Source organism: Paenibacillus sp. E194 (genome assembly GCF_000935845.1).
In the GTDB taxonomy this organism is placed as follows: Bacteria; Bacillota; Bacilli; order Paenibacillales; family Paenibacillaceae; genus Paenibacillus_B; species Paenibacillus_B alvei_B.
In genome coordinates this window covers 64,723-74,692 of sequence record NZ_JMDX01000003.1, presented here as the reverse complement: position 1 = coordinate 74,692, position 9,970 = coordinate 64,723, and the positions used below count along the sequence as shown (strand labels likewise).

Here is a 9,970-nt window from a genome sequence, read left to right as displayed (position 1 = left end):
ATTCGCGAGGGCGATGGCGAAGCGAACTATGCCTATTACGCCCTCCATAAGCTTCGCATTCTGCCGCATGAGCTGCTTGCGCTCCCGGTTCGCGAACGCGCCGCCGTCTATGCGATGATCGACATCCGTGTGGAGGAGGAGCGCAAGGCACAGCGTAGTATGCGCAAGAAGCGGTAGTGTAGGCTTTGGAACAACCGCGAACATTAGAGCAGCGATTTCACAGTCGGCATAGCAATGGCAGCTCCGCTGGGGCAGCTTGGGTGCAGATGGGGAATCGCTCTCTTCATCTTGCGGACAGGAGGAGGGAAGAGAAGTATGACTACGATGGCATTGCAGAGGCAGTTACAGTTTCAAATGCCTCAGTTAACGATGGAGCCACTCGTGAGGGTATTTGAACAAGTCAAGGGGAAAGTTCAGAAAGACATGGAAGATGCTATGAATTTGGCCGGCAGCATGTGGCGGAAGACGACTGAGACGGTAGGGCTGGCCAGCAATGCATGGCGTAAATCAACGGATGCTATGAATCGATTCATAACGGGCATCTATTTGCGCACCATGAAAGCAGAAGCTTCGACGCTTAAGTTTCCTTTCCATTTTAATTGGAAAGGGATTCCGCTCCTCTCGAAGGTATTTGATTCATTACGGAACAGATTAGTCGAAACCGTTAAAGGAATTGGCGAGAAGATAAAAACAAGCTATGGCGCTCTCAGTTCAAAATTGTTCGAAGTCGGAAAGTCAATTGGAATGACGGCGATAAAGGGAGCTGCGGAATCGGAAGACATGCGAGCCAAGTATGGCGTTAAGTACGGGGGAGCTCAGAAAAGCGCCGAAGTGTTCGGGGCATTGCGAGGACAAGCGCTGCGAAATGGAACGGATGTCTCCGAATCACTGCAGTCTGGCCTTGAGCTATCCTCCATTTCTAAAAATACGGGTGATATCCTGAAAATGAATGAAATGGTGCAGCGCCTATCCGCCTTTCAAGAAAATGGAGGGAATCCGGCAGAAACTGCTGGACTGATGAAGGATGCCTATTTTGGCGATAGTGCAGGCTTGCTCAAACAGTTAAACATGCCAGTAAGTGCCCCAGAACAAGAAAAACTGGAGTTGTTCTCTAAAACTGGGGATTTAAGTGGGTTTATGCAGGCCTTTGATACCTTAATGGCAAAGGCAAACATGAGCCAAGCATCATTGGACATGCTCATGGACAGTCCGATTCAGAAATGGGAAGCGGCTGTCAATCGCTTCAATGGCATGCTGGCAGCTGCAGGAGAATCCGCGCTGCAAATTTTTGCTCCGGTTCTAGATTTGCTCAATCAAGCTTTTGTAGAGGGGAAATTTGATCCGTTTTTTGCAAGTATCCAAACAGGGATGATGTTGCTGGCTGAAGCAGCGTCTGCCGTAGCGAATTTTCTCGTCGAAAATTGGGATCTCGTACAAAACGCATTGATTGTTCTGGGCGCAATTGCGGCTATCACAGCGGCAGCTTGGCTTATTCAATGGATTATCGCGGCGTGGCCATTATTTGCAATTGTTGGCGTTATCGTCCTTATATTAACCGCGCTCAATCAATTAGGGGTATCGACGGAAACGATAGTCGGGACTGTTATAGGGCTGTTCTCTTCATTATTCACATTTATTCGCAACGCAGTAGCGACAATTTGGAATTTGATGGTGTCTTTTGCCGAATTTTTCGTCAATCTCTTTATCGATCCTTTCTATGCCATTGAGAAGCTCATTTACGACATTGCAAAGAGTGTCATCGATTTTGTCGGAAGCACGATCAACTCATTAGTGGATGGAATCAATTGGCTTATTGGTAAAGTCAATAGTCTCACAGGCTCGAAATTCGAGATGGTCAACAAGTGGAGCTACGACAAGATCATGGAGGGTAGGGAGCCGAAGAGCGATAAGGATGTCGTGAATTTAGACCATTTGCGAATCAAGCCAGAGGATATGACGGAAGCATTTGACAAGGGAAAAGAAACGTATGAGAAAAATAAAGACTTTACGAAGAATTTTATGCCTGACACATCCAAATTCATGCCAGGGGGTAAAACGGATCCGTGGAATGGAAATGGTGGAACTGTGCCCGGTACCGGTTCAGGGACAATGCCTCCGATGAACATCCCGAAAGTAGGCGAGGTAGGTAAAGTTGGAGCCATCGACAATAAAGTTGAAATTACGGACGAGAACATCGAGATGATGCGCGATCTGGCAGAAATGGACGCCATCCAGAACTTCGTATCCTTGACGCCGACTGTTCAGGTAAACACCGGTGATATCCATCAAGGCTTCGATATGGACACGTTAATCAATCGCATCGAGAAGAAGCTGGAGGAAGAATTCGTGTCAACGGCGGAAGGGGTGTACGGATGAGCGGATACCATATCTATTTGAGCTTCAACAATCAAGAGAAGGTCATTGAGCTGCCTGTAAATCCGTCTCAACTGGAAATTAGCGAAGCGGGGAACTTGCAGTCCTTCGATATTGTCGGTATCGGAGAAGTCGTGAGCATCCATACGCCGAAGCTGGCCGATATTCAATTCAGCAGCCTATTTCCACTCCATTATGGGCCATATGTGCATATTCCGCCTGAGAAGCTTCTGCCGCCTAGTGATTATATCATTCAGCTGCGTGAATGGATGGAGACCAAGCGTCCGATTCGCTTCGTGCTTACGACGCCGACCTTCCATATGAATCTCGCAATGGCAATTGATAAATTCACTTGGCGTGAAGTTGCTGGCAGTGTGGGGGATTTGGAGTACGACATTTCCTTGAAGCTATATAAATTTTATGCAGCCAAAAAGGTGAAGCTGGATGGGAAGCTGACAAGTGCGACCAATGTGCCAAAAACGTCGCAGCCGCGTCCGGATGAGCGTAGAGGAACAAGCGAGTATATGACGCAGCCGGGGGATAAGCTGAGTTTACTTGCCCAAAAGTTTTTCAACGACACCAGAAAGGCAATCGACATTCAAAGGCTGAACGGCATTTCAGCGGATGAAGCTCTGCATGAATTGGAACCGAATCGTATTCTGCGACTTCCTCGAAAGCAATGAGACACAGCGACGTAGGAGGTGAATATGTGAAATGAACAGGTTGGAAGTGTTGGTCGATAATCGCAATGGCAATGCGTGGGACATGTCACAGCTTATATCGAGCATGACGTGGTCGACCTCCCGTGTTGGCAAACCTGCCAGCATATCGGTTTCCTTTAGTAAGGGAGCCATATTTCAAGATCGCAGCTTTACCATCAATAATGGTGATATTATTCGAGTGCAAGAAGATGGGGTGCCTGTGTTTTACGGCTATGTGTTCAGCATAGAAACGGACGAGAACGACACGGTGAAGCTGACTGCCTATGATCAGATGCGCTATTTGATGGTGAACGACTGGTGTATGCTCAAAAATGTGACCGCTACTGAAATCATTCGATATATTGCCAAAAAATTCGATATCAAGCTTGGAGAGTTAGTAGATACGAAGTATAAGATCCCAACTTTTATGGAGGACAACAAGAAGCTCTTGGATATGATGTTCCGCGCGCTTGATTTCACCCTAAACTCTACCAAAATCATCTATGTTCTGTATGACGACTTCGGCCAACTTACGCTGCGGGAAGCGGCAAGCTGGACTTCGGATTACGCTATTGGCGAAGAGAGTCAGATGACGAGCATATCCTATAAGGCCAGCATAGATGATGGGACGTATAACTATATTAAAATGTATCGGGACAACCCGGAAAAAGGTGTGCGTGAAACCTTTGTATCAAAAGATAGTAACAATATGGCGAAATGGGGACATCTGCAGCTGTACAAAAAGATAGATGACAAGATGAATCAGGCTCAAATCCAACAGCTTGGAGATAACTTGTTGAAGCTCCATAACCATGAGAAGAAAACATTAAAAGTGAACGCTGTAGGGGATGTGCGCATTCGAGCCGGAATGAACATCCCTATTTTTGCGCCTGAACAGAATGTGAATCTGCGAAACAAGCTCATTGAGGAGTGCTCCCACGAGTGGAGCGGTTCAGGGCATACGATGTCATTAACGTTGAAGGAGATTTAGCAATGAGGATGATGCTGGACATTATTAAAAAAGCGGGTGTCGGAGCGGTAGAGGCATCTAGTCCGGTTGCACTGTTGTATGGTGTGGTGCTCAGTGTGTCACCCTTGGAGGTGCAGGTAGAACAGCGCTTCACCTTGCCGGAGTCCGCTCTCGTCATTACGGAACAGCTTACCGAGCACAAGGTGCGTGTCGGTGGGGAAGAGATTACGATTCGTGAGGGATTGTACGTAGGAGACAAGCTGCTGTTAGTCCGTATGCAGGGAGGACAAAGCTACGTCGCCCTCGATAGGGTGGTGGGGACATGATTCCAAAGTCGAGGTTCGAGCAGGAGAATGAAGATGCACCCACAATGCTGAAGTATACGGAACAGCCTACGCGCGCCTATCGGCTGGATATGGAGGCAGGGCGCATTTTGGGAATGACAGATGGCTTGGAAGCGATGCGTCAAGCCGTGCTTAAGATATTGTTGACCGAACGATTTGAATATTTGATATATAGCCCAGATTACGGATCTGAGCTTCGCGCGCAGATTGGTTACAGCTTGGGCTTCGTAAAGTCGGAGCTGGAGCGCACTATATCCGAAGCACTGCTTCAGGATGATCGCATTTTGCGCGTAGGCGAGTTTGCCTTTGAACAAACGGGAGACGCTTTACAAGTTCATTTTAAGGTAGAGACGGTTCTAGGGCAGTTAGAAATGACGAAGGAGGTGAAGTTGGATGGCTGAATGGGAACAAGCTGCTTGGAACGTGCCTCGATTGGAGGACATTATGGAGCGGATGTTGGAACGCGTTCCGAATGACGTGGACAAGCGGGAAGGCAGTATCATTTACGATGCGCTTGCCCCGATTGCTCTGGAATTGGTACAGGCTTATACGGACTTGCATTTTCAAAATGAGTTGTCGTATGCGGATACATCAAGCGGCGAATATTTGGAGCGGCGCACGGCTGAATATGGCGTGAAGCGCAAGTCGGCTACAGCAGCCAAACGCAAGGGATTGTTTTACGATGCGACTGGCAAGCCATTCGATGTGCCATTGCGGTCTCGCTTTTCAACAATAGAGCTTCATTATGTAGTCATCGAACGATTATCGGCAGGTGTGTTCGTACTTGAATGTGAAGGCAAGGGAGCTAAGGGAAATGAATTCTACGGCTCCTTGATGCCTGTGGATTACGTGGATGGTCTTGCCCGAGCTGAATTAGCGGAGGTGATTGCACCAGGCGCAGATGCGGAATCGGATGAATTGCTGCGCCGTCGTTTCTTTGAAGCCGTGAATGAACAGCCATTCGGGGGCAATGCAGCCGACTACAAGAAGAAGGTAACCTCTCTTTCAGGCGTTGGCGGTGTGAAAATATTCCCGGTATGGAAAGGCGGGGGCACTGTAAAGTGCACCATCATTTCGAGCAGCTTCGAATCTCCGTCTGCTGAGCTGGTGAATGACGTGCAGACGATCATCGACCCAGAGGTGAATCAAGGAAAGGGGATGGGCTTCGCGCCGATCGGCCATACCGTCACCATTAAAGGCGCAGTGTCCGTAAGCATTTATGTATCGACGACGCTTACACTTGAAGCGGGAATATCCGTGTCACAGGTGAAGGCGGATGTTGAAAAAGTGATCGCCGATTACCTGCGGACGCTGCGTATGAGCTGGAAAGAGGAAGACCGAACCGTCGTACGTGTAAGTCAGCTGGAAGCCCGTATCCTGAATGTAAGGGGTATCGCGGATATTGCGGATACGAAGCTGAACGGCAAGGGAGCCAATGTGGAGCTGGACACGGAAGAGCTGCCGGTCATGGGGGCGGTGACCTTGAATGGCTGAACCGTTACTCAAGCGTTTGCCTGACTTTTACCATGACGTTAAGGAAATGGTTCTGCTAATGGAAACGCAGGATGGGGAAAAGGAGAAGCTGCTGGCCGCCATGCAAAGGCTGTTCGACGATCAGTTCGTCATGACAGCAAGCGAGGATGCGATTGCAAGGCGGGAGCGGATGCTAAATATTCTCCCGGATCGCGATGCGGAATCGATCGATTTCCGACGCAGACGGATTATCAACCGCTACACGACGAAGCCGCCGTTTACGATCCGGTATTTGCAGGAGAAGCTGGACTTTTTGCTCGGCAAGGATAAGGCTCGGGCTGTTATAGATGCGGACGCCTTCCTACTGCGCATCGTTGCCAACATTACGGATGCCGCCGTATTCAAGGAGGTCGGGCACACAGTATACGCAGTGAAGCCTGCCAACTTGGTCTATCAACAGGAGACGGCACTGCTATCCAATGTAGGAGTGAATGAGAATATATACCGCTCGGATTTGAAGCGGACGACAAGGCTTTCGACGACGTGGAAGCTGGGGCGTTCGCCATTTGCTGAGCGCGGGCTGGAGGTGCAGATTAAATGATCGAATCAACGTTGCTGAAAGAACTGGCGACCCATGTTAACACGCGAATTGCCAAGGTCGTGTTGAATAAAACGTATGTGATAACAGAGTTTACGGTGAAGCAAGTATCAAAGAGCGTCGTCAATCTGGAATATATGATTCCGCTGGGATCTGTGGACAGCGTATCGCTGATCGAGCTTCGGGCTGCTGACGGCACGGTGCTGACGTCGAATGACGTCTACATCCCGCTCACATCCGATACGATCATCAAGCAGCCGATTACAGTGAAGGAGGTGGCCTAATGCCATACGAGGCGAAGACAAACTGGAAGTACGACGACACCGTCACGGAAAAGGATCTAAACCGCATCGAGCAAGGCCTCAAGGACGCCCATGTGGCGGAGTATAAGGATATAACGTTGAAGCCGGGCGTTCAAGTTATTGAGGTTGATAACGATACTCCTTTTAACCTTAGGAGCATTGAAGGGCGAACAATGGTAAATTTGCTTGGGAAAAATGGGAGGTTTGTAGATTTGACGAAATATCTCCCTGACGCAGTAACCGCTGAAAAAGAGGGAGATTACGTAAAAGTAACGTTAAATGGTTCCAAAGAGAGGGGGACATTTAGAACTTCAACTACTGCAAGGGTGGGTGAAGGAGCACCAAAGTATTTGCTAGTTGGTGTGGTAAATGCCGGTACTGCTAAATCAGCCCATATCGAATTATCAGATGAAGTAAATTATGCCATCTCTAGTAATCCTATAACTGGTACTAAAGATCAAGTTGCATTTGCAATTTTTGATGGTTCGAAGACGAGTAGAGGAATGGGAGTTTATCTTCATATAGAAGGTTCTAAAAATAGTTTTGCCTTTTTTAAAGATTTAAGGGTCTATGCAATAACTGATTCGGATGCTAATATACTGCCACTCCTTAGTTTGGGGGAGATTATAAACTATTATCCATATGTTGATTCTATAACAAATGTTGTAAATCCTTATATAACTTGTACATCAGGGAATATGCTTCCTCCCGCGTCTGAGTTCAAAATTAACGCTGATGGCATTTTTATTGATGGGGAATATTCCTTCTACTTCGTGGCTGAAGGTGATGAGAATAAGGGGATTTATTATGATCTAGCTGTTTCGCCTAACGAAAAGTATGGCATTTACTCAGAATGCAATAACCCGAAAGGTAATATACGTATTGAGTATTATAAAGATCTTTCAACTGCTGGAAACAAAAACAATTTTTTATTTCCACGAACCTATCATGCAACAAATGAGTATGATTTCTTTATTCCCCCCCCTGAATGTGGTTGTGTCAGAGTTTATATATCTAACGAGCAAGAAGGCACAACAACGTTACCGGGGAATTTTAAATTTACCAAATTCCTTATGTTTCCATTTACAGTGACACAACCATTTGCATATCAAAAACGGAGTATGTGGGCAGCAGAATGTCAATTAGCCGCTCACCCACTAGATGGATCAAATCCTGATCAGATGTTAGTACGCTCTGATGGATTACCGTATGTAATTGAAAAGTGGAAAAAAATCATTCTTGATGGAACTCACAAGCCTAGCAGTATCGTTACCAGTAGGGATGGATACAAAGAGATCATTCTTACGGAAGTATTTGAAAAAGGTGATAGACCAAAATGGGCATACATGACTAAGAATGACAGCTTGCCTCTTTCTTATGTTAAAGGAGCAATTAGTGCCCCCAATCAATTTGATACAAACGGTACCTCTAGCTTGTGGGTTACAATTTCAAACGCTGATAGTGGATGGGGTCAAGATTACAATCCATCACAGGAAGAAATCCAAGCATTTTTCCTAGGATGGAGAATGTATAGGGGGGGGCAGGGAAATGTCGATATTCCTTATAATAATGAAATCGAGGGAAGAGCGTGGCATCCTATAGATGCAAGGTTTATTCATAGTAGTGGTATTCCCTCGGCAACGCATTACAAAACAGTAACTCCTACTCTGTCGATAAAAAAATTATCCTATGCAAGGTATGGTATATTTAAACCTTATTTCCTTCAATATTTTAAAGCAAAACAGACTGTAGAAGTTATTGACAATTATGAAACGGGAATTTCATTCAAGAGTGGGTGGAATTACATTGAAAGTGGATCGGGTATTGTATTACGTGAACAGGCAAACATTATAACTTCAGGTGAGTGGGCAGTTGCTAACTGGAAAATTAAACCTGAATCATGGTTTAACTATGAGTCCCGAGATCTTTTAGGTTTGTATTTGGGTAATAGTTCAACTTTTAAGTGGGATCGTAGTAATTATGAACCGCACGGAAAACTTCGAATTTCAATGCGGGCTACTGATTTCGATCCATCGGCAGTTTACTATGTCACATATACCATGTTAGAGCCTTCTTTAATGATGCCGCTTAGGGGTGTAATAGCAACAAATATTCGAGGAACTGTTACTGAATTAGAAAAATGTGTAAAAAATGCAGAGCGACGATTATCAGTAGTAGAAGCGAAGAAGGCACAAATGGTCGATGATACGGGCTGGATTAAAGTTACTACTCTAAATAATTGGGTTCACTATTCAGCAAATCCTTTATATTTTAGGGTTGCAGGCAATCGACTTTTTTTAAAAGGAACTTTAGCAGATGGTATTACTAGTGAGAATACAAAGTTATTTCAACTCCCTGTAATACTTCCAACAGGATTTATCAGTTATTTTCAGGCTGGAACTTGGATGAGTGGTACAGCTAGTTTGATTAATTGTATTTTTCGAACGGATGGATCTTTAAGCATTAACGCAGGTACGGCATCAAAATATGTAGGTTTTGATGGACTTGAATTGTTAATAGACGGTATGGTGGTGAATAAGTCATGAAATACGCATATGTGACTAATCTTAACGGTCGATACATTGAACCAACGCTCGTTGCGGACTCCGTGACGGGCGTTTTTGATAGAATGGAGCCGGTTCAAACGGATGCCAATAATGCAGCGTTAACAGTATCGCAGCAGAGCGATACGAATCTACCAACTGAACCTAAAACGAAACTTGTCGGATACACAGTAGCTATTCCGCTGCCTGACGGACTTTACGAACCGACCTTTGACGTACATGGCTATCGCAAAGCAAAAGCCGATTACGATCTCGCATACGTTGAATATCTCGGTGCTCTTGCGAAGCATGATCCGGCGAGTGGAAAGCCTGCACCGAAACGTCCTAGACCAGTAGACGCATCTTTCTTTTGGAGCAACGGCCTGACGGAGGAAGAAATCGAAGCCTTGCAACCGAAGCCAGTGCCAACAGAGTTGGATCAGTTGCGCATCGAAAATGCGAAGCTGCTGCTTCATGTAGCTGAATTGGAAGCGAAGAGTGATAAGCACATAGAATCTACAAATAAGTTGCAATCTCATAACGCAGCGCTTACTCAGGATCATGCAACACTACTATTACAATTAGCCGAAAAAGGAGTGATCTAAGATGGATTGGTATACAACCGTGAAACGTTACTATGATATGGGGATATATAAGAAAGATTCA

10 protein-coding genes are annotated in these 9,970 nt (G+C 46.0%); all 10 read left to right on the top strand.

Annotated features, from left to right (window positions below):
• Positions 1-315: 315 nt before the first annotated feature.
• The 10 genes from AZ66_RS01025 to AZ66_RS00980 are packed head-to-tail and all read left to right on the top strand — an operon-like array spanning position 316 to position 9,909.
• The gene (locus AZ66_RS01025) at positions 316-2,376 is read left to right on the top strand and encodes a hypothetical protein (protein WP_156159860.1); all 2,061 of its coding nucleotides are present in this window, start codon (positions 316-318) and stop codon (positions 2,374-2,376) included.
• Positions 2,373-3,056 carry a hypothetical protein gene (locus AZ66_RS01020; RefSeq protein WP_044353212.1) on the top strand — a complete coding sequence of 228 codons (684 nt, stop codon included), beginning with the start codon at positions 2,373-2,375 and terminating at the stop codon, positions 3,054-3,056. Before AZ66_RS01025 ends, AZ66_RS01020 begins: the two co-directional genes overlap by 4 nt.
• Positions 3,057-3,087: 31 nt before the next feature.
• A complete protein-coding gene (locus tag AZ66_RS01015; RefSeq protein WP_044353211.1) occupies positions 3,088-4,065 on the top strand; it encodes an XkdQ/YqbQ family protein in 978 nt (325 codons plus the stop codon).
• A gap of 2 nt (positions 4,066-4,067) precedes the next feature.
• The gene (locus AZ66_RS01010) at positions 4,068-4,370 is read left to right on the top strand and encodes a DUF2577 domain-containing protein (protein WP_197081632.1); all 303 of its coding nucleotides are present in this window, start codon (positions 4,068-4,070) and stop codon (positions 4,368-4,370) included.
• The gene (locus AZ66_RS01005) at positions 4,367-4,789 is read left to right on the top strand and encodes a DUF2634 domain-containing protein (protein WP_044353210.1); all 423 of its coding nucleotides are present in this window, start codon (positions 4,367-4,369) and stop codon (positions 4,787-4,789) included. Before AZ66_RS01010 ends, AZ66_RS01005 begins: the two co-directional genes overlap by 4 nt.
• Entirely contained in the window at positions 4,782-5,882 is a 1,101-nt protein-coding gene (locus AZ66_RS01000; RefSeq protein WP_044353209.1) for a baseplate J/gp47 family protein, read from the top strand. The genes AZ66_RS01005 and AZ66_RS01000 overlap by 8 nt, the downstream gene beginning before the upstream one ends.
• Complete coding sequence (locus AZ66_RS00995) at positions 5,875-6,462, top strand: putative phage tail protein (RefSeq protein WP_044353208.1); 588 nt, start codon at positions 5,875-5,877, stop codon at positions 6,460-6,462. Before AZ66_RS01000 ends, AZ66_RS00995 begins: the two co-directional genes overlap by 8 nt.
• Positions 6,459-6,743 (top strand): hypothetical protein, encoded by a 285-nt coding sequence (locus AZ66_RS00990; protein ID WP_021262019.1) that lies wholly within the window; start codon positions 6,459-6,461, stop codon positions 6,741-6,743. Before AZ66_RS00995 ends, AZ66_RS00990 begins: the two co-directional genes overlap by 4 nt.
• Entirely contained in the window at positions 6,743-9,307 is a 2,565-nt protein-coding gene (locus AZ66_RS00985) for a hypothetical protein (protein WP_044353207.1), read from the top strand. Before AZ66_RS00990 ends, AZ66_RS00985 begins: the two co-directional genes overlap by 1 nt.
• Positions 9,304-9,909, top strand: coding sequence for a hypothetical protein (locus AZ66_RS00980; RefSeq protein WP_044353206.1), 606 nt, complete (start codon positions 9,304-9,306; stop codon positions 9,907-9,909). The genes AZ66_RS00985 and AZ66_RS00980 overlap by 4 nt, the downstream gene beginning before the upstream one ends.
• Positions 9,910-9,970: the final 61 nt, after the last annotated feature.

Excerpts from the sequence above, each read along its gene's own strand:
- AZ66_RS01025 (WP_156159860.1), top strand. The coding sequence starts at position 316 with ATGACTACGATGGCATTGCAGAGGCAGTTACAGTTTCAAATGCCTCAG.
- AZ66_RS01020 (WP_044353212.1), top strand. The coding sequence starts at position 2,373 with ATGAGCGGATACCATATCTATTTGAGCTTCAACAATCAAGAGAAGGTC.
- AZ66_RS01015 (WP_044353211.1), top strand. The coding sequence starts at position 3,088 with ATGAACAGGTTGGAAGTGTTGGTCGATAATCGCAATGGCAATGCGTGG.
- AZ66_RS01010 (WP_197081632.1), top strand. The coding sequence starts at position 4,068 with ATGAGGATGATGCTGGACATTATTAAAAAAGCGGGTGTCGGAGCGGTA.
- AZ66_RS01005 (WP_044353210.1), top strand. The coding sequence starts at position 4,367 with ATGATTCCAAAGTCGAGGTTCGAGCAGGAGAATGAAGATGCACCCACA.
- AZ66_RS01000 (WP_044353209.1), top strand. The coding sequence starts at position 4,782 with ATGGCTGAATGGGAACAAGCTGCTTGGAACGTGCCTCGATTGGAGGAC.
- AZ66_RS00995 (WP_044353208.1), top strand. The coding sequence starts at position 5,875 with ATGGCTGAACCGTTACTCAAGCGTTTGCCTGACTTTTACCATGACGTT.
- AZ66_RS00990 (WP_021262019.1), top strand. The coding sequence starts at position 6,459 with ATGATCGAATCAACGTTGCTGAAAGAACTGGCGACCCATGTTAACACG.
- AZ66_RS00985 (WP_044353207.1), top strand. The coding sequence starts at position 6,743 with ATGCCATACGAGGCGAAGACAAACTGGAAGTACGACGACACCGTCACG.
- AZ66_RS00980 (WP_044353206.1), top strand. The coding sequence starts at position 9,304 with ATGAAATACGCATATGTGACTAATCTTAACGGTCGATACATTGAACCA.